18 protein-coding genes are annotated in these 21,177 nt (G+C 61.0%); 5 read left to right on the forward strand and 13 right to left on the reverse strand.

What is annotated here, in order from left to right; all coding sequences use genetic code 11:
- Window positions 1–538: 538 nt before the first annotated feature.
- Window positions 539–2,257: a hypothetical protein gene (locus HMPREF1219_RS12150; protein WP_016457731.1), complete on the forward strand. Its 1,719-nt coding sequence runs from the start codon at window positions 539–541 to the stop codon at window positions 2,255–2,257.
- An 8-nt stretch (window positions 2,258–2,265) separates the two neighbouring features.
- Window positions 2,266–3,483, forward strand: coding sequence for a hypothetical protein (locus HMPREF1219_RS03965; protein WP_016457732.1), 1,218 nt, complete (start codon window positions 2,266–2,268; stop codon window positions 3,481–3,483).
- 394 nt (window positions 3,484–3,877) lie between these two features.
- On the opposite strand, the gene rpsO is transcribed toward HMPREF1219_RS03965, so the two are convergent.
- The 3 genes from rpsO to HMPREF1219_RS03980 all read right to left on the reverse strand — a co-directional run bounded on the left by rpsO (window position 3,878) and on the right by HMPREF1219_RS03980 (window position 6,238).
- On the reverse strand, window positions 3,878–4,147 hold the full coding sequence (gene rpsO / locus HMPREF1219_RS03970; RefSeq protein ID WP_005389675.1) for a 30S ribosomal protein S15: 270 nt from the start codon (window positions 4,145–4,147) through the stop codon (window positions 3,878–3,880).
- Window positions 4,148–4,289: 142 nt separating this feature from the next.
- Complete coding sequence (locus tag HMPREF1219_RS03975) at window positions 4,290–5,228, reverse strand: nucleoside hydrolase (protein ID WP_016457733.1); 939 nt, start codon at window positions 5,226–5,228, stop codon at window positions 4,290–4,292.
- Window positions 5,228–6,238 carry a bifunctional riboflavin kinase/FAD synthetase gene (locus HMPREF1219_RS03980; RefSeq protein WP_016459217.1) on the reverse strand — a complete coding sequence of 337 codons (1,011 nt, stop codon included), beginning with the start codon at window positions 6,236–6,238 and terminating at the stop codon, window positions 5,228–5,230. Before HMPREF1219_RS03980 ends, HMPREF1219_RS03975 begins: the two co-directional genes overlap by 1 nt.
- A 45-nt stretch (window positions 6,239–6,283) precedes the next feature.
- Between HMPREF1219_RS03980 and truB the strand changes: the two genes are divergently transcribed.
- Window positions 6,284–7,165 (forward strand): tRNA pseudouridine(55) synthase TruB, encoded by an 882-nt coding sequence (gene truB / locus HMPREF1219_RS03985; protein WP_040426860.1) that lies wholly within the window; start codon window positions 6,284–6,286, stop codon window positions 7,163–7,165.
- Window positions 7,166–7,243: 78 nt separating this feature from the next.
- Here the strand turns inward: truB and HMPREF1219_RS03990 are convergent, their stop codons facing one another.
- The 9 genes from HMPREF1219_RS03990 to HMPREF1219_RS04030 all read right to left on the reverse strand — a co-directional run bounded on the left by HMPREF1219_RS03990 (window position 7,244) and on the right by HMPREF1219_RS04030 (window position 17,224).
- Complete coding sequence (locus HMPREF1219_RS03990; RefSeq protein ID WP_016459219.1) at window positions 7,244–7,897, reverse strand: 4'-phosphopantetheinyl transferase family protein; 654 nt, start codon at window positions 7,895–7,897, stop codon at window positions 7,244–7,246.
- A complete protein-coding gene (locus HMPREF1219_RS03995) occupies window positions 7,890–8,720 on the reverse strand; it encodes a metallophosphoesterase family protein (protein WP_016459220.1) in 831 nt (276 codons plus the stop codon). The genes HMPREF1219_RS03990 and HMPREF1219_RS03995 overlap by 8 nt, the downstream gene beginning before the upstream one ends.
- A 52-nt stretch (window positions 8,721–8,772) precedes the next feature.
- Window positions 8,773–10,098, reverse strand: coding sequence for an MATE family efflux transporter (locus HMPREF1219_RS04000; protein WP_040426862.1), 1,326 nt, complete (start codon window positions 10,096–10,098; stop codon window positions 8,773–8,775).
- Between the two features lie 359 nt (window positions 10,099–10,457).
- Window positions 10,458–11,441 carry a DHH family phosphoesterase gene (locus tag HMPREF1219_RS04005; protein WP_016459222.1) on the reverse strand — a complete coding sequence of 328 codons (984 nt, stop codon included), beginning with the start codon at window positions 11,439–11,441 and terminating at the stop codon, window positions 10,458–10,460.
- Between the two features lie 10 nt (window positions 11,442–11,451).
- Complete coding sequence (gene rbfA / locus HMPREF1219_RS04010) at window positions 11,452–11,874, reverse strand: 30S ribosome-binding factor RbfA (protein ID WP_016459223.1); 423 nt, start codon at window positions 11,872–11,874, stop codon at window positions 11,452–11,454.
- Between the two features lie 118 nt (window positions 11,875–11,992).
- Window positions 11,993–14,824 carry a translation initiation factor IF-2 gene (gene infB, locus HMPREF1219_RS04015; protein ID WP_016459224.1) on the reverse strand — a complete coding sequence of 944 codons (2,832 nt, stop codon included), beginning with the start codon at window positions 14,822–14,824 and terminating at the stop codon, window positions 11,993–11,995.
- A gap of 153 nt (window positions 14,825–14,977) precedes the next feature.
- Entirely contained in the window at window positions 14,978–15,295 is a 318-nt protein-coding gene (locus HMPREF1219_RS04020) for a YlxR family protein (RefSeq protein WP_051120510.1), read from the reverse strand.
- Between the two features lie 257 nt (window positions 15,296–15,552).
- On the reverse strand, window positions 15,553–16,545 hold the full coding sequence (gene nusA, locus HMPREF1219_RS04025) for a transcription termination factor NusA (protein ID WP_016459226.1): 993 nt from the start codon (window positions 16,543–16,545) through the stop codon (window positions 15,553–15,555).
- Between the two features lie 136 nt (window positions 16,546–16,681).
- Complete coding sequence (locus HMPREF1219_RS04030; RefSeq protein ID WP_016459227.1) at window positions 16,682–17,224, reverse strand: ribosome assembly cofactor RimP; 543 nt, start codon at window positions 17,222–17,224, stop codon at window positions 16,682–16,684.
- 84 nt (window positions 17,225–17,308) lie between these two features.
- Between HMPREF1219_RS04030 and HMPREF1219_RS04035 the strand changes: the two genes are divergently transcribed.
- Both HMPREF1219_RS04035 and HMPREF1219_RS04040 read left to right on the forward strand, forming a co-directional pair.
- Entirely contained in the window at window positions 17,309–18,313 is a 1,005-nt protein-coding gene (locus HMPREF1219_RS04035; protein WP_051120476.1) for a DUF4439 domain-containing protein, read from the forward strand.
- Between the two features lie 152 nt (window positions 18,314–18,465).
- Window positions 18,466–19,212 (forward strand): FadR/GntR family transcriptional regulator, encoded by a 747-nt coding sequence (locus HMPREF1219_RS04040; RefSeq protein ID WP_016459229.1) that lies wholly within the window; start codon window positions 18,466–18,468, stop codon window positions 19,210–19,212.
- A 188-nt stretch (window positions 19,213–19,400) separates the two neighbouring features.
- Here HMPREF1219_RS04040 and HMPREF1219_RS04045 read toward each other — a convergent pair whose 3' ends face one another.
- Window positions 19,401–21,170 carry a proline--tRNA ligase gene (locus HMPREF1219_RS04045; protein WP_016459231.1) on the reverse strand — a complete coding sequence of 590 codons (1,770 nt, stop codon included), beginning with the start codon at window positions 21,168–21,170 and terminating at the stop codon, window positions 19,401–19,403.
- Window positions 21,171–21,177 lie beyond the last annotated feature (7 nt).

Consider the following 21,177-nt stretch of genomic DNA (forward strand, 5'->3'; position numbering starts at 1 on the left):
CCACATCCAAGGGGTCGGGTCCTTGCAAGTCTGTACCAAATTTATAGTCAGCTCAAAAACTCGAAATTCCTCCGCACTAGCACTATAAGGATGACCTTTTATTAGCCGCTCTCTCACCGTGCGGAAAATGTCACGGCCAGTTTTTATTAGGAAGGAAGGCATGTATTCACCAGCCTGAGGTCGCAACGTCTTTTTACCTAAAATACGCCCTAAAGAAGGTGAGTACTCTCTTTTGCCACCCTTTATGTCGAATATCACACGGAGGATTCTCATCAATATAAAGTACGTCACTTTGAGAGACCACGATGCACAACGCCTTACCCTATTTTGAGAGTGAGGCGTTTGCTCCGTTGTCTGTACTCCACGCCAGTTATCGAGTTCGAAATGCCAATGAGTACAACAAAGCGAGTGATGCACCCTCGAACGGTCGAGACCCTAGCGAAGACCCTCCGCCACTGTGATTTTTGTCATGTTGTTTTGGGTTGGGAAGTGGTTTTACGCTGTAAATAACAGGCTGTTTTACTGAAGGAGACTTCTTATGCGAAGCGTTTTGTGTGTTTGTGTGGTGGCATGTTTGACCTTTGCAGGGGCTTCAGGGGCTGGTGCTGAGGAGTCTGATGCTGGTGCGTTTTCTCCTGCTTTGGAGGAGAGTGTAGTTCTCGGTTCAGATGACGCAGTTTTGGGTGAGGCAACTTCGGTTGGTGGAGGGGCGGGGGATGTGGTGTTGGACGTGTTGAATACGGATGATTTCACCGACCCGCAGCAAGTTGAGCGGGATAAACAGACCACGCGTGCGGTCCCTCAGTTTTCGGATGCTGAGCTTGCAGCATTACGGAAAGCTAACCGTTCTCTTCGGGTGATGAGGCAACGGTCTGTGGCGGGATGTGCCGTTTTTGCGCCACTGAATAAGACTGTGTGCGGGGCGATTTTGGAGAAGTACCTTCAACTGGGTGGGCCGACCAGTTTTCTCCTGACCCCTGTCTCGGATGAACTGACAAACCCTGATGGGGTGGGAAAGAGAACCCAGTTCCTCAATGGGATGATCTATTGGCATCCGCGTACAGGGGCGTGGAGTGTGCCGACGCATTTTATGCCGATGTGGGGCAGGACCGGTTATGAACAGGGCCCGTTGGGGTACCCCACGAGTGATGAGCATGGTACGCGGGTGCCTATGGGCCGTAAGCAGTATTTTGAGCATGGTGCTCTTTTGTGGAAGTTGAACCAGGGGGTGGCGGTCTATGGGGAGATTTTTAAAAAGTATGAGCAGATGGGGGCAGAGAATTCATGGTTGGGTTTTCCTGTTGCTGATGAGGTTGGTTTGCCTGATGGGGTGGGCAGGATGAGCCGTTTTGAAAATGGGTGGATTTATTGGCACCCGGCAACTGGTGCGCATCCGGTCAATATTGGTGTGTTTCGCCAGTGGCAGGAGCAAGGCTACGAGGTGGGATCGTGGGGGTATCCAACTTCTGACGGTGTGGAGGATCCTGGTACTGCGATGATTAGTCAGGATTTTCAGGGTGGTCGGTACCGGGGTTGGAATAACCCCGCGTCTGCGATTGGGGTGTGGGCTGGTTTTTCCATTCTGCCGGAGGTTATTCGCGCAGCGTTAGAGTACGTCGATGGGGATCCCGCCAAACTAAACGCAGCTCTCAGAGAAGGACTCGCAGAGATGACCGGCCAACCCCTCACCACCAGCTACGCCACCGAACGAAGTGCGAACCCACAGATTTTCGATTTTTCCCGAAAACCTCAGGACAAGAAACCCCTCATAGAAACCAAAGCACAACTGCGCCGAAGTGGGGACATTTACTATAACTGGGCTGGCCGGGGCAGCAAACAACAACTTGTTGAAGAAGGCAAGGCTACTGCTGCTAACTACGGCCACGTTGGGATTTTTGTGAATCCCAACACGGCCGTTGAAGCCGAGGGAATCGGGAAAACCGCACGCTTCATCGTTACACCTGATAATGTTTTGCGCCCTGGGCTTCGCTATTTCCATGTTCCCTCTGCATCCAGTAGCCAAGTTTCCTCTGCAACCGCCTTCGCTTCGTTTCACGCTCGTAATAAAACTCCTTACGATCTAAACTTCGCCTTTAATAAGAGTTTCGGACCACATGCAGAAGACAAGCTAAACTGTTCCGAGCTGGTATGGAGGGCCTACATGCGAGCTGCACCGACAATCAATCTCGACTCTAACCGCGGCCCAGGAGTCTATCCATTCAACATCGTGCGCAGTGGTTTACTCGAGGAATACTAGTGGGTGCGATGTCTAAGCTTGTGCGCTTTTTTAGAGGCTTGTCGCGTCCGAAACGCTGGCTGGCGGGCTGCGGTCTCGGTTGTATAACCGTAGTGGTTCTGATTGGTCTCCTGATGGGCGCCAATGTTGGTGCAACGTACTTTTTTGGGGCGAAGCCCCAGGAGGTTGGAGCAGAGGCGTGGGACGGTCCACCCGTGTTAGTAACTCTAAAAAGCGATTACACAAAAACAGGTTTCTTCGGCACTGGACTGGAAACTGCGGACGTGCGACTTCTGAAAGATGGAAAGCTTACCCCCTTGGTGTGGACAGGAACTCACGGCGGGGAATTTACCGCCGTCCCCCTTGATCATGGGCTCGCCCTCGTGACCGCAGAAACAATTAGCTTCTACGACTGGGACGGTAACCTCACCGGTAATGTGGACTTTCCTGGAATCGATGCAGTGAAGCGCTCCGCTACAACAGATGGGTGGTACATAATTTCGAGCATCACCCATTCAGGAGAGAATACCGATGGGTGGGTGGATGATTATGTTTTTATTAACCGCACAGGTGAAACTCATGTCATTACGGTTAACGGCAATTCCAGCGCCACCGGGGTTTGTGGAGGAAAGCGCTACATCGCTGCTGTGGAAATCGATTATGACGAGACGACATACGAATCAAAACGTCGCTCCATCAAGGTCTATGAAGTATCCGACGAGTGGACCATCGGGGATCCTCTGTTTACTGTTGAGCTTCCGGGGGATCCACGTCCGCTAGCGCAAATCTTCACAGAAATGGCTAGCTGCGACGATGACGGGTTGCTCACAGTTTTTATCAGCATGGATGATCCGGAAGGTCGAAGCCACATGATGAGCGCGAATATCGACATAGCAGGAAAGTCTGCGGCTTTCGCTCCCCTGCTGGAGGAATATGAGGAGCTATCGCCCTATAACAGTCTAATCAGTGACGGGAACTATTCCTGGCTGAATCGACCCGGTATAATGACTTCCTGGGACCGGCACACGTCGCACCTGGAAACAACATGGCAAACTGATCCACTGCCGGAGGATGCCCCGTATGCAAGCACGCTGTCCCAAGACTATGTTGTGACAGGTACAAGCGACGAGGACACGTTCTATTTCACCGCCTACGATGCCAACACAGGTGAGAAAACCTCTCATGTTGCCATTCCCAAAGACATGGGTCCATCACTGTGGATTCAAGAAATCGAGCTAGTCAATTAGATAACTGCAGGTCGTATTGAGGGCGCAACAGTACTCCTCCACGCCGACACAGCAAATTGTTGATATCGCTATCGTCCCGGTTCGTGTCCGCAGTGCTGTACGAGGAGAATTCTTTCCACCGGATGAGTCGCACCAGGTATCCTTGCACTACAAGAGTCATATTCGTGCTGTACCCAGATTCCTCTGGCACGTGTCGAGGGATTACTGGAACGCCGCTGCATCACTGATGACCAAAATGCACGAACAGAGGGATCGAAAGACACAGGCAACGGCGCAAATCGACCTGCTGTTGGTTACGGCAGACAGCACTCGCCACGATTGCGTCCGCAATCTATGTTGCTTACTCACACAAAAAATGCGCTAGGCAAACCTAGCGCATTAGTGTGTGAAGCTCTTAGCGGCGGAGACCGAGACGTGCAATGAGGTCACGGTAACGGTCGATGTCACGGGAAGCCAGGTACTTGAGCAGGCCCTTGCGGCGACCAACGAGGAGCATGAGGCCACGACGCGAGTGGTGATCGTGACGGTGGGTGCGCAGGTGCTCGGTCAGCTGGGTGATGCGACGCGTCAGCAGCGCAACCTGAGCCTCGGGCGAACCGGTGTCGGTCTCGTGAAGGCCGAACTCCTTGAGGATTTCCTTCTTCTCTTCGGAAGACAGTGCCATGGGTTAAACTCCCTTATATTTCAGTTCCGCATGATAGTTCACGTTTCCGTGTGCTCATCTGCTGCGGACCGCAGACAAACACGAACTTTCGACATAGTAATCGCTAAGCCACGCCCATGGCAAATCAGCTATGTCATTTTGGTCATTTTGTATCGAACAGGCGCAGCGTGCGTGCCATGAGCTCCCCCACGAAACGGTTCGCTTCCACGCCCACCGCGACGTAGGTGTTTTTCACCGGATCGGAAAGGCGCGCCTCGTCGCCGATGGTGCGCCCGCCGAGGTCCACCTTGAGGTTGGTATCAAGCGTTGTCACCAGCGTGGGGTCAAGCGCCACGGCCACCGCCAACGGGTCGTGCAGACCACAGCCACCCAAGTCTGGGGACATCGTGGCGTAGGCCCCGATGTAGTAGTCCACCATGTCCGCGTACGTTGCTGCTGCAACCGTACCGAGTTCGCGCCACAGGCTTGTGTGCGCGGTGGTGAGAAGCGTCTGCAGCGTGACATCGAGCCCCACCATCGTCACGTTCTCTCCGTGGCGGAAGACGTAATCGGCGGCATCCGGGTCCTGGGAGATGTTCGCCTCGGCCACGGCGCTCACGTTGCCGGGCACGGTGAGGGCCCCGCCCATGAGCACAATGTGGGCACGGGCCACCTCCGGGTGGCGTTTCATCGCCTCCGCGATGGTGGTGAGCGCACCCGTGGGGACGATGGTGAGGTCTTCTCCGATAAGACGCACCTGGTCCGCGATGAATGCGATCGCCTCCTCCCTGTCTGCGGGGAACTGCGGTTCTGGGGCACCAATGTCCACCCCACCCACGCCGTTATCGCCGTGGATGAACCGGGAGGCATCCTTGCGTACGAACTCCCGCTTGCCCCACGGGTGTCCAATGCCGGGGAGCACCGGGATTCCCGGCGCGCCGAGGATCTCCAGCAGCCGGCGGGAGTTGGCCACGCCCTGCTCCACCGTCACGTTGCCGTACGTCCCCGTGATGCCGACGAGCTCGGCGTCGGGCGAGCCGAGCGCGTAGGCGATGGCTAGAGCGTCGTCGATGCCGGTGTCCAGGTCGAGGATGAGTTTCACTAGTTGATTTCTTTCAGGTTCTCCACCGGCGTGTCCGCGTCCGCGAGGATCTCGCGTGCCTTGGCTACGTCGCGGTCCATGTGCGTGAGCAGCTCGTCCACGCTGGAGAATTTCTCCATGCCACGGATGAAGTCGATGAACTCCACGCGACAGTACCGGCCGTAGAGGTCGGCGTGCTCGTCCAACACGAAGGATTCCACGGAGCGCCTCTCGTCGCCGAAGGTAGGGTTGCTGCCCACGGACACGGCCGTCATGTACCGCACCCCGGGCTTCATCGTGCCCTCGATGGGAGCTGTGGAAGGGGCCTCGTCCAGTACGGTGAAGAAGCCTGCGTATACGCCGTCGGCGGGGATGGCTACGTCGGGGCCGAAGTACATGTTTGCCGTGGGGTAGCCGAGTTCCGCCCCGCCGCGGCCGGCGCCACGGACCACCAGCGAGCGGACGGTGAATGGGCGGCCGAGCGCCCAGTTGGCCTTTTTGATGTCGCCCTGCAGCAGCGCTTTGCGGATCATCGTGGAGCAAATCCGTTCCCCGTGGTCTTTGAGGAGCTCCACCACGTCCACTTCCACGCCGTACTTCTCCCCCAGTTTTTGCAGGGTCTCCGTAGTGCCAGCAGCCTTATGGCCGAAGGTGAAGTTCTCTCCCACGAGGACTGCTGCGGCCTGAATCTTGTCCTGCAGCACGTGTTCGAAAAAGTCCTCCGGTTCGAGGCTGGAGAGCGCCCGGTCGAACTGCAGGGCGACGATGTGGTCCACCCCCAGTTCGTCTGCCCGGCGCGCCCGCTGCTCCACGGTGCCGAGGATCGGCGGCATGGCCTGGGGGCGGATGACGGCGAGCGGGTGCGGGTCAAAGGTGATCATGACGCACGGCAGCCCAAGTTCGTGTGCTTTCTCCACGGCGCGACAGATGAGCTTTTGGTGCCCCCTGTGGACGCCGTCGAACACGCCGATGGTGACTACTGTTTTCCCGATGTCGTGCGGGAACTCGTCTAATCCTGGCCAGATATTCACCCCTTAGACAGTACTGCCTTATCTTGTTCCGTATATTTTGGGGGTATGACCGATGAGAAGAGATTAGGCGGGCTCGTGTTAGTGGATAAGCCCAGGGGGATGACCTCACACAGCGTGGTGGGGGCGATTCGTCGATACTTTGGTACGAAGAAGGTAGGCCACGCGGGCACGCTGGATCCGATGGCCACCGGCTTGCTTGTTGTCGGCGTGGAGCGTGGCACGAAGTTCCTGGCACACCTGGTGGCGGAGACGAAGACGTACGAGGCGACGATTCGGCTGGGCCAGGAGACCACCACAGAGGATGCCGATGGTGAGATCACCCGCGAGGTGGATGCCTCGGGTGTCACCGACGAGGAGATCGCACGCGAGGTGGCGGGGCTCACCGGTGATATCATGCAGCGCCCGAGTTCAGTGAGCGCCATCAAGATTAACGGGAAGCGCGCCCACCAGTTGGTGCGCGAGGGCGAGAAGGTGGAGATCCCGCCGCGCCCGGTGACGATCCACTCGTTTGATATTCTCGGCCGCGAGGGCACGGACCTGCGGGTGCGGGTCCACTGTTCTTCCGGTACCTACATCCGGGCGCTGGCTCGCAACCTGGGTCACGGTCTCGGGGTGGGTGCGCACCTTGTTGCTTTGCGACGCTTAACCGTCGGCCCCTTCGATATCTCACGGTCCCACCCCCTCGCCCACTTCGAGGATCATCCGGAGCTGAGCCTCACCCTCGACGAGGCGCTCCAGGCCTGCTACCCCACTCTCGCGGTCACCGACGAGGAGGCGCAGGCGTTAAGCGAAGGCAAGTGGCTCACGCCCCGTGGACTGAAGGGCACCCACGCAGCAGTCGCCCCCGACGGTCGCGCTATCGCGCTCATCAAGGAACAGGGCAAGCGCCTGGCCACCGTGTTCGTGGCGCGGCCGTCGACGCTCTAACTGCAGCTATAGCCTTAGCTGCGGCTGTAGCCTTAGCTGTGGCTGTACCTTTTTCTACAGCTGTAGCCTTGGCTACAGCTACTCCACCGCGGTGGCGGCGATGATGTAGCCGTGGCGGCACACCCACTTGCCTTCGATCGCGGGAAACGGCGTGGGGCGCGCGAGGAGAACCGAGGTGAACGTGCCGTCGGCGCGCAGGAGGACGTTGGCCTCGTCAAACCCCAACCACCGGTGGGTAAGCGGGAACCAGGCCTTGTACGTCGCCTCCTTGGCGCAGAACATGAGACGATCGGCGAACGGGAGGTCGTCGACAAGCTCCTCGATGCAATCGAGCTCGGGACCGAAAGCGATGGAATCAACCAGCCCCGCGGGAAGCGGTTCGGCGGGCTCGGCATCGATGCCCATGGAGCGTACTAAGAGACGCGGGGCCACTACCGCCGCCCGCAGCCCCTCCGTGTGGGTGAGCGAGCCGGACACCGACGACGGCCACAGCGGCATGCCCCGATCGCCACGGAGGATCGGCTGGCCGGTGTCACGGTTCATCTCTTTCAGCGCACGGTGCGCGCACCAACGCGCATCGCCAAACTCCGCTTTGCGGGAATCCACCGCGTGCGACACGAGCGCCTTCTCCAGCGGGTGCAGGTTGTTGTAGTGGGTGAGGTCCGGCGTGTCCCTATCGGTGAACATGTACGCGTAGTGCGCCGAGGACGGGAAGAGCAACGGGTCAAGCATCCTCTTCCACCTCCAACACAGGGTACGGCCACGGGCGCTTAGACCTGCCCGGCTGGTTTTGCCACTCGCGCGGGTACCCCAGGGAGACCTCCACGTGTGGGATGCCGTCCACCATCGTCGTCCCCGGAATGTGCAGGTGCCCGTACACGCAGGCGGTGGCCTGGTAGCGCGCCGGCCACGTGCGGGTGTGCCGCGTCCCGCACCACAACTGAATCTCGCGGTACCGTAACCGCTCGCACGGCTCGATGGTAAGCGGCCAGTGGTTGATGAGGATCGTCTTGCCCTCTACCTTGGACAGCCTCTTGATGGAGTAGGCGAGCCTGTCCCAGCACCAGCCGCGGATATCCACAAATGGCGCAATAGCGAACTCGTCGGTCATGACGATCTCGCGGTCGTGCGCGGTTTGGATCGCTTGCTCCACCGTCATGCCGGGGAACCGGAAGGTGTAATCGTAGAGGGTAAAGAGCGGCACGATGGTATGGTCGCCGAACACCGGGTAGGGATCCTCCGGGGTGAGCACGTCGATGTCCCGGCACCCCTGCACGAGCTCGTCGTACTTTTTCCGCCCGGTGAACGGGTCCTTGCTCCTGCAGTACAGCTCGTGGTTCCCGGGCACCCAGATGACCTTGTCAAACTTGGCACGCAGGGTGCGCAGCACGTCGATGATGAGACCCGTGCGCTCGGCCACGTCACCGGCCACAATGAGCCAGTCGGCGGGGTTATCCGTGGTGATCGTTTCTATGGGGTCACGGTTCGCCTTTACCGCAGCATGAAGGTCGGACACTGCCCACAGCGTCTTTGTTGCCTTCTGCGACGACGTCATGAGAGCCGTCCTCTCTACCGAAAAATCCTGGCCTTTCCACTATGGTACGTCGTTACTTCGCCCACCTCATAGAGCGGAACCTCCAGATGACTCCGATCATGCGGATGAGGATGAACATTCCCAATCCCAGCCACACTGCGGGCAGCCCGCCGTCGAGGTAGTAGGCGAGCGCCAGCCCGGGGAGGAATCCGATGACCACGCCCGCGATGTTGAGGTTACGCAGGTACGCCGCGTCGGCGGCTCCCAAAAGCACACCGTCGAGACCGAAGACCACTCCGGCAAGCACCACCATGACCACAAAGAGGATCCACACGGCGTGCATCTCGTGCTGTACCTCGGCCACGGGGGTGAAAATTGCCGGAATGAGTGAGTACCCGGCGGCGATAATGGCGGCCAGAGCCACGCCGAAGACTCCCGAGTAGCGGGCAACCTTGTCCCCCACGCTGCGGGCGTAGCCAATGTTCTTGGTGCCAAGCGCCGCGCCCACGAGCGTTTGAGCGGCAATCGCTAGCGAATCGAGGATGAGACCAAGGAAGTTCCACAGCTGGATGAGCACCTGGTGAGCGGCGAGCGATGCCGTGCCAAACCGCGCGGCCACCGCCGCCGCGGAAATAAACGCGATCTGGAACGCGAGCGACCGGGCGATGAGGTCGCGCCCGAGAACAAGCTGCTGCTTCATCACGCTGAACTGTGGCTTCCACGAACCCTTGTGGGTGTAGATGAGGAACCCGACGAATAAGACGCTGGTGATCGTTTGACCTGCGAGGTTCGACCACGCAGAGCCGACGATCCCCATCCGGTCCACGAGGAACGGCACGGACACCGCCGAGGGGATGACCCCCATGAGCGTGAAGTAGAACGGGGTGCGGGTGTTCTGAATGCCTCTAAGCCAGCCGTTTCCGGCCATCGTAATGAGGATCATGGGGATGCCGAGGCTTGCCACCCTAAGCCAGATGGTGGCCTCGCCTGCGACCCCCGGGTCGTTGGACAGCCACAGGGTGAGCCACGGCGCGGTAATCCACACGAACAGGCAGATGGCAATGCCCACGAAGAGAGCCACCCACGTGGCCTGCACGCCCTCGGCGATGGCTCCCTTCTTGTCCCCTGCACCAAACTTGCGGGAGGCTCGCGCTGTGGTGCCGTAGCTCAAGAACGTGAGGTTGGTGGTCAGTTGCGACTGGATCGTCGTCGCCGCGCCGAGCGCCGCCAGGTCGACGGCGCCGAGTCTGCCCACCACCGCAGTATCCAACAACAGATACAGCGGCGATGCCGCCAGCACCCCCAGCGCCGGCAGCGCCAGCTTGAGGATCGTGCCAAAGGTCACCTTAGAAAGGTCTCCCTCTACCTGCCTTGTATCTGCCACAGAAAAACTCTCCATCACAACGGGAAAACATCAACTACTGCAGTGTACGTAATCGATGTCACGACGCGAAAAACCACAGCGGGCTGACTGACCTCTACCGTTTAGTTCTGTTCACGTGAAAATGGCTAACTGGTCGACCCGTGAGTATTGACGCCCCAACGAAACACACGGAGTAAAAACTCTAAAGCCGGTAGAAAACGGGGTCGGAGATGAACCCCCGGTGGTGGACAGGGGCTAAAAATCTATAGGTCTGGGAAGTCCGGAGCTTGATAGAAGCAAGTACGAGAATATGAGCTCCGCCATGGACCTCATTGTGCCGTATACAGAGCTGTTTAATGGTTAGCCTTAGGTATCACAAGCCTTCTGCCCGTGAGCTACTGCGCGTTCTTGCCGATTTCCTCGACCACCTGCACAAGGTGGCGGGCAAGATCGTCGGCGGTGCCGGTATCGGAGTAGCCGGCGGCAGGCTTGTGTCCGCCACCACCGAGAGCCTGGGCGTACTCGGCAACATCGAGGGTGCGCGAGCGCAAGCTCACGGTCCACTCCCCCGGGTGCTGCTCTTTAAACACGCAGCCCATATCCGTGTCATCGGTGGCACGGACGAAGTTGATGAGGGACTCGATGGTGGACTTCGGGCGGCCCTCGATCATCTCGTGGGTGGCTGTGAGGGACGCGATCTTAATCCCGCCGGCATTGAGCACCTGCAGCTTGGACAGGATCTCACCGTTGAAGCGCAGATCCTGTGTGGTGATGCGGTCGACAAGCTCGTAGGCAATCGCCTGCTGATCGATCCCCGTTTTCACCAGCTCAGCCGCCACCGCGTGCATGTGCGGGCCACCCCACCGGAAGCTGCCGGTATCCGTGAGCACACCGGCGTAGAGGCTGTGGGCGATGTCCTGGGTGAGCTCCACGCCGAGCGGGGCGACGACGTAGTACAGCATGACCGCTGTCGCCTCGGCCTCCGGGATGACAAAATTCTTGTACCCAAACTCGGTGTTGGAATCGTGGTGATCGATAACCACCGTCTTCTCCAGCGCAGCGATCTCCTCCTGCAGCGCACCCGTGCGGTCAAGGGAGGAGCAGTCCACCGTGATGCACGCGGTGACGTCCTTAGGGAAGCTCGTCACCGTGTCAACGTCCTCGGCGCCGGGGATGGTGTACAAGTCCTCGGAGAAACGCTCAGGCTGGCCGATGAAACCGTGAGCGTTGACACCCTTTTGCCGGAGCAGCGCAACAAGGGCGGTGACGGACCCGATGGCATCGCCATCGGGTCGGATGTGACCGACGACGGCGACCGACGAGGCGCGGACAAGCCGGGGAAGCTCCTCAGCGAACTGCTTGGCAAAAGTGGTGTACATGACTTTCTCCTTACTTGTACGGGTTGTCCTCGCCGGCGGGCTTCTTTCCCTCGGCGAGCTTGCGCACCTCCTCATCGCGCGCGCGGGCGCGGGCTAGGAGATCTTCCATGTGTGCGCGGGATTGCGGAACTGTGTCCAGTTCGAATGAAAGAGTCGGGGTGAACCGCACAGAGAGCTGGTCCCCAACAATTTTGCGAAGTCGCCCTTTCCAACGGTTAAGAGACTCGGCGGCCGCAGCATAATCGGGCTCCTCATCGAGTGTCTTACCTCTTACAGTGTAGTACACCGTGGCATCGTGGAGGTCACCTGTGAGAGTGCAGTCGGTCACAGTGACGAACTCCAGGTGCCAATCCTTGATCTCGTGTTCCAGCGCGGTGGCCACGATCGTTTGGATCCTCTTCGCCATCCGCCCCGCGCGTACCTTATCAGCCATGAGTAACTCCTTTTCTCGATTGTGACCTAAGCCCCCGCCATATTACATGCGAAAAGGCCGATCTGCGAAAAGCAGACCGGCCTCATTCGGCTCTCAGTTAAGCCGTCGGTTCGCGCGACTAGTCGCGCGGAACCTCGACCATCTCGTACACCTGGATCTGGTCGCCCACGGCGATATCCGGGTAGCTGAGTACCATGCCGCACTCGTAGCCGGCCGATACCTCGGTGGCATCGTCCTTGCCGCGGCGCAGGGAGTCGATGGTGGCCTTCTCCGCGATGACGTTGCCGTCGCGGGTGAGGCGCACCGTGGCGTTCCTGCGCACCTTGCCGGTTTCCACCATGCAGCCTGCGATGAGGCCGACGGCGGACGCCTTGAACAGCTGGCGGATCTCGGCGGTGCCGATTTCCTTCTCCTCGTAGATCGGCTTGAGCATACCCTTGAGAGCGGACTCCACCTCGTTGATGGCATCGTAGATAACCGTGTAGTAACGGATATCCACGCCCTCCTGGTGGGCGAGCTCGGTGGCCTTGCCCTCGGCGCGGACGTTGAAGCCAATGATGATGGCATCCGATGCAGCCGCGAGCGTGACGTTCGTCTCCGTCACGGCACCAACGCCACGGTCGATGATGTTGAGTACAACATCATCGGCGACCTCGATGTTGAGGAGCGAATCCTCCAAGGCCTCCACGGAACCGGCGTTGTCACCCTTGAGGATGAGGTTGAGCTCCTGCGTCTCCTTGAGCACAGCATCCAGATCCTCGAGCGAGATGCGTTTCTTCCGCTTCGCCTGCAGCGCGTTGCGCTTGCGAGCGTTGCGCTGGTTGGCGATCTGGCGGGCGACGCGGTCGTCCTCCACCACGAGGACGGAGTCACCGGCGCCAGGCACGGCATCGAGGCCCTGCACCTGAACGGGGCGGGACGGGAGGGCTTCCTCCACGTCGTTGCCGTACTCGTCGAGCATGCGGCGCACACGGCCGTGCGCATCGCCCACGACGATGGAATCGCCCACGCGGAGGGTACCGCGCTGAACCAGGACGGTGGCAACGGGGCCACGGCCACGGTCGAGGTGGGCCTCGATGGCCACGCCCTGGGCATCCATCTCCGGGTTGGCAAACAGCTCGAGCTGCAGGTCGGCCGTCAACACGATGGCCTCGAGCAGCTGGTCGATGTTGACGTTCTGCTTGGCGGAAATATCAACAAACTGCGTATCGCCGCCGTACTCCTCTGGCACGAGACCGTACTCGGTGAGCTGGCCACGGATCTTGTCCGGGGACGCGCCCTCCTTATCGATCTTGTTCACGGCCACCACGATCGGGATGTCCGCTGCCTTGGCGTGGTTGATCGCCTCCACCGTCTGTGGCATGACACCGTCATCGGCGGCAACCACGAGCACGGCGATATCCGTGGACTTGGCGCCGCGGGCACGCATGGCGGTAAACGCCTCGTGGCCCGGGGTATCCAGGAAGGTGATCTTGCGGGGCTTGCCCTCAACCTCGACCTCGACCTGGTAGGCGCCGATGCCCTGCGTGATGCCGCCGGCCTCGCCGGAGCCCACGTTGGTGTGGCGGATGGTATCCAACAGGCGGGTCTTGCCGTGGTCGACGTGGCCCATGACGGATACGACAGCCGGACGGCGCTCGAGATCATCCTCGTCGCCCTCGTCCTCGCCGTACTGCAGGTCGAAGCTCTCCAGGAGCTCACGGTCCTCATCCTCGGGCGAGACGACCTCCACCTTGAAGTTCATCTCCTCGCCGAGGAGCTGCAGCGTCTCATCGGAGACGGAGGCGGTAGCCGTCACCATCTCGCCGAGGTTGAACAGCGCCTGTACGAGCTGCGAGGCCTCGGTATCGATCTTGTCCGCAAAATCGGCCAGGGAGGCACCGCGTGCAAGGCGGATGGTCTGTCCCTTGCCGTCCGGCAGCTTGACGCCGCCGACGACCTTCGGGGCCTTCATTGCCTCGTACTCTTGCCTCTTCTGACGCTTAGACTTGCGCCCCTTGCGTGGTGCGCCACCCGGACGCCCGAATGCACCCGCGGTACCGCCGCGACGTCCGCCGCGACCGCCGCGCGGACCGGCGCCACCGAAGTTGCCACCGCCGTGGCCGTGGCCGCGACCGCCGCGTCCGCCTCGGCTCTCGTTAGAGGTAGCGGAGTGGCTCGGCATCTGTGCCGGGTTCGGATGCGCCGCCATGGAGGCCGGCGACGGGCGCCTGCCACCGTGGCTCGACCCCGTTCCGCGGGACGGGCTCGACGTGCGGTGCGTGCCGCGGGTACCACCCGGGCGCGGTCCACCGCTGCGACCACCCTGGCCGGAGGCTCCGCCTGCACCCGGACGGCCGCCACGTGAGCCGCCGGGACGGGGCGCACGGGTGCCTGAGCTGCTGGTGGAAAATGGGTTGTTGGCCACACGTGGCGCGCCACCACGCGGGCGCGGTGGCATGCCGGGCTTCGGCCCCGGCTTGGGCGAGGACTTGCCGGCAGTGCCGTGTGCCTGTGCCGTCTTGTGGGCGGCGGTTGCCGGCGTGGGTGCCTTGTGGCCGGGCTTGGCCGTAGAGGCGCCCGGCTTGGGTGCCGTACGGGACGCGGAATGCGCGGTATCCCCGGCAACGCTCGCGGGCGTAGGTGCAGCCGGCTTCGCCGGCTTGGCGTCCTGTGCCTTCGCCGCAGGCTTGCCGGGCTTGGGGCCGGGCTTTGCGGCGGGCTTTGCCGCCTTCTTTGTGGTCTTCTTGGCGGGCTTCTTCGCCTCATCCTTGGCCGGCTTGTCTGCGGCCTTGTCGTCTGCGCCACCCTGCGCGGCGTAATGCTCACGCATCTTGCGGATGACCGGCGGTTGGATTGTGGACGATGCCGTCTTCACAAACTCGCCCTGCTCCTTCAGCGTGGCGAGCAATTCTTTGCTTGTTACCCCGAGCTCTTTGGCGAGCTCGTGGACACGTAGCTTTCCGGGCACTGTTCTCCTTGTAAATCTGGTTAGGTCACGTGCAGCCCACAATCGTTGGCACCACCTACCATCTGAGGAATGTAGTGTGGCCCGAAAAGCCAAGTTGTGCGACTACCGTGACATGGTCTGGACTTTCATCGCTGATGCTTCATCGTGTGCTCATCAGTTACTAGGGTCTTTCTTTGTCGTAGTCATACCGCCTACAACGGGGCAATCTCGGTTGTTATTCCCCAGTTCGGCGGAGTGCGCACGCAAGATATACTCGCGCACCAGTGAGGTATCAGGCTTGCGCCCGATTCTCAGCGCCCGGCCAAACGCCTGACGCTTTTCTGCAATCTCGTAGGCCTCCATGGTGGGCGCGAGCCAGGCTCCGCGCCCGGGAAGCCGCCGCCTCGGATCAGGGATGACACGCGAAGGCGTGCCCTGATCGTGGACGACACGGAGAAGTTCGGTATCAGCCACCGTTTTCCTTGTGGCGATGCAGGTGCGCTGTCGTACGCGCCGAGTGGGAACCGAACGTTCGTAAGACTTTCGCTTGTCGACGTTCGCAGCCGTTTCACTCGCCACTGTCAGCTCAGCACCTCCGCATGAGTAATCCACAAAACCAACGGTCTTCTCCATAAAAGAACTCGTGGTCACTGGTGTGAACAACGAGCCTTAAAACATGTTACGCCACCAGCGCGTATTTTGTGAAAATTCCGCGCCGGTGGCGTAGCTGGTGATGAGCCTTGTGCCCCTTAGGATTCGTCGGACCGGATATCAATCTTCCAACCGGTCAGCCGGGCAGCCAGGCGGGCGTTTTGCCCCTCCTTGCCAATGGCCAGCGACAACTGGTAATCCGGCACGGTCACTCGGGCGATCTGGTTCTCGGCATCGAGCACCTCAACGTCGACCACCTTCGACGGAGCGAGGGCGTTACCCACGTACTTTGCGGGGTTCTCGTCGTAATCGATGATGTCGATCTTCTCGCCGCGCAGCTCCGTCATAACGCTGTTGACGCGCTGCCCCTTGGGGCCAATGCAAGCGCCCTTGGCGTTGACGCCCTTGGTGCGGGCCGCCACGGCGATCTTCGAACGGTGGCCTGCCTCGCGGGCGATCCCGACGATCTCCACGTCACCGGATTCCACCTCAGGAACCTCAAGTTCGAATAGCCGGCGAACGAGCTCCGGGTGTGTGCGGGAGAGGTTGATCTGTAGGGAGCCACGGCCCTTGCCCACGCCGACGATGTAGCACTTCACGCGGTCACCGTGCTTGAGGGTTTCGCCGGGGATCTGTTCGCTGGGAAGCAGGATGCCGTCCTGGCCTTTGAGCTCCGTGCCCAGGCGGACGACGGCGATGCCACGCTCGTTGGCACGGGCATCGGCCTGCACCACGCCGGAGACGCACTTGCCTTCCAGGCCCGCGTACTCGTCAAAGTCGCGGTCCGTCTTCACCTCGCGCATCTTGCGGTAGACGGCATCGCGGACAACGCTTGCGCCGAGGCGACCGAAGTCGTGGGGGGTTTCATCGTGCTCGGCGATGATTTCCCCGTCTTCGTCCCGTTCGATGGCAAAGACTGTCACCACGCCGGAGTCCGGGTCGATTTCCACGCGGGCGCTCTCCTCATCGTCGAGGTGGTGCGCCTGCAGGTAGGCACGGTGCAAACCCTGCGCGATGGTGGTCAGAAGCTCCTCTACGGAGATGCCCTTTTCTTTCTCGAGCACGCGAAGCGCGGACATGTCGATATTCACTTGTTTATATCCTCTTGTGTTGTTGTGAGCGTGTGCAGACGGTTCCCAGTGTACGCACTGCGCACACGCGACGATTCCCGTTGAGGGGCGCGCACGCCTGCACACCGCTGGTGGCGGGGGTCAGTGTGGGCACGTGCTACTCCTCGAATGGTTCGGCGGACAGAGCGGCCTCGTTTTTCGGCGCCCCGTTAAACTCAATTTCTACCACGGCCCGGGCGATATCGCGTAAATTCACGATCTTCTTTGCCGCCTTCTTATTCCCCTTGGGGCCCTGGGAATAGACCACGGCGAGGCGCTCGCCATCTGGGCTCATGCTGCCAATACGCACCGTTTCTGTCGTTCCATCGGTGAGCGTGATGGCTGCGAGGCGCCCCTGGTTGCGCGCCCACTGGTATGGCTTCACCAGCGGTTCATCGATTCCTGGGGTGGTCACTTCCAGGTTGTACCCGGCACCGAAGTCCAGCTCCCCGCGTTCTTCACGGGCATCAAATTCCTGGGACAAGGCAGTGGAGAACTCCCCCACCGCGTCGATGTCTGGCTCCTTCTCGGAGTCCACTACAACGGTCACCGTCGATTTCGCCCCGGCCAGAGTGGTCTTTACCCGCAGCGGGAAAATTCCCCACGGGGTGCCGATCTCGGCCGCGATATCGTGCAGAGTTTGTTCAGATGGAAGTGCCATACCGTCGATGGTACCGGTTGCTGCCCCGGGGACACTATTAGTCCGTGGATTGTGGAACAGGTACTCTTTTCCACTGTGTCTCCCGTGCGTTCTTTGATCCCTGCTCTTGCTACCTTCAGCATTGTCGCCGTTACGGCCAGTGGCTGTTCCCTCGTGTCTGGCCCGGTGCCGGACGCGACGCTCGTCGGATTGGAGCGCACCGCCACCGCTGTCGCCGCAGGAAACGGCACGGCCCAGTGGTCGGACATCGCCACGCAGCTCCACGGCGAGGCTGTCCGCCTGTGCGGTGTCACCCGCGACGGTGAAACGCCGTCCAGCTGCGAGTACACGGTGGACCCGGGTACGTTGGAGGTCCGCTCAGACCACGAGCGCACGGCAAAGAAGCTCCCTCAGCCGCCACTTCCTGAGTACACCATCGACGCAACCACCTGCGCCAAGGTCGCGGTAGCGGTGTCCCAGCAGGTCGCCAGCACCGAGGAGGACGCCCGTAACGCGCTTCTCACCGGCCTCTCGCAGGTGGACGAATCCTCTCGCCCGCTCATCGCGCAGCTCTACGTCCAGGCGGCAGCGGCCAATCCCAACATCCCGAGCCTCGCCCTAGACCAAAGCATCCCTGTGACAGATCAGCTTCCCTCACTTCGTGGCTGTTCAAGTGAGGTGACACTCGGCGCGAATGACAAGCAGTCACTGAACCGGGCCCTGGCCTGGCAGGAAGCGGCGCAGTACGGGCTTACCACCGCCGCCGCGTTCGCCACGCCGGATAGCGGAAATACCATGGTCGCGGCCGCACGGGCCCACGAGGACCTCGAGCACCTGCTGGAGGAACTGGTGCACGATGCCACCCCCGGTGCCGCAGCCGGATACTCCACCCCGCAGGTAACCCCCGTGGACCAGCCCACCGCGCTTCAGTTCGCGGTCACTGCCGAGGTGGAGTCCACCCGCATGTGGCTCGAGCTTGCCTCCACCGCAGAGGATCCCGCATGGCGCGAGCTGTGCGTTCGTGCCGCCGGGCTGGCGGCGCAACGCGCGCTGCCGTTCATCACGGCCGCAGGCATGTCCCCGCAGGAGGCCGGCCTGCCACAGGCGTGAGGCGTTGGATATAGCCCCCTCAATGGCTTATATTTGAATCATGTATGGGCTCGGATTCAGCCCGAAGCTCGCGGTGAGAAATGTGTTGTCTCCCCGCGTATTCGGCCCTGTGTACGGCGAATCGAGTCCCTCCCGGACAAAGGAGAGTTTCGATGAACGCCACACTCGGCGCTGCTGGTCGTAGCACCCACCCTCGGGTTCCGTCCCGGACGCAGCAGGTGCGAACGATGATCACTGACTATATTCTACGGGAAGGCATCAAGGCTGGCGAGCCGATCCCCCCGGAGTCCAAGCTCATTGAGCTCACCGGCGCATCGCGTTCCGCTGTGCGGGAAGCCCTCAAGGTGATGGAGGCGCTCGGCTTTGTCTCCATCAAGCGGGGCTCCGGTACCTTTGTCAATGACATCAACCTGGAGGCCCTCACCACCCAACTCATCTTCGCCTCCCAACGGGATGCCGACGATGGCTACTCCACGCTGCGGGACATGGTTCAGCTGCGCTCGGTGTTGGAAACGAGTCTTGTGAGGATCGCCTGCCACGCGGACGAACAAAACGTCGCTGAGCTGAGGGTCATCATCGCCCGCATGGATGCGGAGCAACACGCCGGCTACGTCACCACGGATACCGACCGCGAGTTCCATGTCGCCCTCTACGAGAGGCTGGGCAACGCCCTGTACGCTCCGCTTGTCTCCGCGCTTTTCGACGCTTATATTCGCGTGCCGTTTGAATCCACCATCCGCAAGCAGCAGTTCGCCCACGCCCAGAGACACCGTGCAATCGTCGATGCGCTTGAATCCCGCGACGAGGCAGCCTGCGTGAAGGCCATGAAGGCACACTTCGACCCCATCATCGCCCACCTCACCACCTACAGCCAGGAAAACAGCCACAACCGCGGCTAACAGCAAGACGCTCCCCACAGGGAGCGCCTTAGTTCTCAGCTCACCTCATGAGGAGTGTGTCCACGGTCGTCACCGTGGACACAATATGGATAAGGTGGCCACAGTAGACATCGTGGACACAATTCATACGGTGTCCACCGTGGACACGGTGGACACCGTGGGCTTACTGCGCGTGCCCGCCCACGCGATTACTTGTTAGTGAGCGCGTCCTTCACCGTCTTCACGATGTGGTCGAGCGCGCCATCCACGGGGATGGTGGAGGTCTCGCCCGCGCGAACACGGAACTCGATCTCGCCGTCCTTGAAGGCGCGGCCGAGCACCACCGTGTAGGGGATGCCGAGCAGCTCGGCGTCCTTGAACTTCACGCCGGGGCTCACCTTGGGGCGATCGTCGTACAGCACCTCAATGCCGGCGGTGTCGAGCTCGCGCACGAGCTCCTCGGCGGCCTCCTGGGCGGCCTTGTCCTTGTTAGCCACCACCACGTGGACGTGGTACGGGGCGACGGCGACCGGCCACACAAGGCCCTTCTCGTCGTAGTTCTGCTCCACCACCACGGCCATGGCACGGGACACACCGATGCCGTACGAGCCCATGGTGGGAATGGAACGCTTGCCGTTCTCATCCAGAATTTGTACGTCCATCGCCGTGGTGTACTTGCGGCCCAGCTGGAAAATGTGGCCAATCTCGATGCCGCGCTGCAGCGTGAGCGTGCCCTTGCCCTCCGGCGCCGGGTCGCCCTCGCGTACCTCGGCGGCCTCGATGTAGCCGTCGATGGTGAAATCGCGCCCTGCCACACAGCCGACAACGTGGTGCTGGAGCACATCGGCGCCGGTGATCCAGGAGGTGCCCTCGGCCACGCGCGGATCGGCCAGAACCGTCAGCCCCTGTTGGTTAAAGCTGGCCGGCCCCACATAGCCCTTGACCAGGAAGTCGCTGTTAGCAAAGTCCTCGTCGGAGGCGAGCTCCACGGTCGATGGTTCGAGTGCCGCCTCGAGGCGACCCATGTCCACCTCGCGGTCGCCGGGGAGGACCACAGCGGTCAGCTGCGGCTCTTCGCCAGGCTTTGCCACCTTGACCACGATGCACTTCAACGTATCTGCGCCGGTAACCGCGTGGCCGTCGACAGTGATGCCTTCGTTGTTGGCCCACTCGACGAGGGCATCGATGGTCTCCGCCGCCGGCGTCTCGTGCATGACGGCCTCCGGCTGCCCCTCAATGGGCCGGGTGGGCGCGGGAGGAGTCACCACTGCTTCCACGTTGGCGGCGTAGGTCTTGTCCGTGGATTGGACGAATGTATCCTCGCCGTTAGGACTCACCGCCAGGAATTCCTCCGAGGCGGAGCCGCCCATGGCACCCGAGGTTGCCTGGCAAATGACGTATTCGAGGCCGAGGCGGTTGAAGATGTTCTGGTAGGCCTGGCGGTGCTGGCGGTACGTCTCGGCGAGCCCCTCGTCGTCCATGTTGAAGGAGTACGAATCCTTCATAACAAACTCGCGCCCGCGCAGGATGCCGGCACGGGGACGCTCCTCGTCGCGGTACTTGGTCTGGATCTGGTACAAGAGAACCGGGAAGTCCTTGTACGAGGAGTACATGTCCTTAACTACCTGGGTGAACATTTCCTCGTGGGTGGGGCCGAGGAGCATGTCATTGCCCTTGCGATCCTTCAAACGGAAGAGGGAGTTGCCGTACTCCGTCCAGCGGTGCGTGAGCTCGTAGGGCTCGCGTGGCAACAGAGCGGGGAATTGCAGCTCCTGGCCGCCGATGGCGTTCATCTCCTCACGGACGATGCCTTCGATCTTGCGCAGGACGCGCAGCCCGAGGGGTAGCCAGGTGTACACGCCGGGGGCGACGCGACGAATGTATCCTGCCCGGACGAGCAGCTTGTGGGATGGCACTTCCGCATCAGCGGGGTCCTCACGCAGGGTGCGGAGAAAGAGGGTGGACAAACGAGTAATCATGGGTATA

It is taken from the genome of Corynebacterium pyruviciproducens ATCC BAA-1742 (assembly GCF_000411375.1).
Taxonomy (GTDB): Bacteria; Actinomycetota; Actinomycetes; order Mycobacteriales; family Mycobacteriaceae; genus Corynebacterium; species Corynebacterium pyruviciproducens.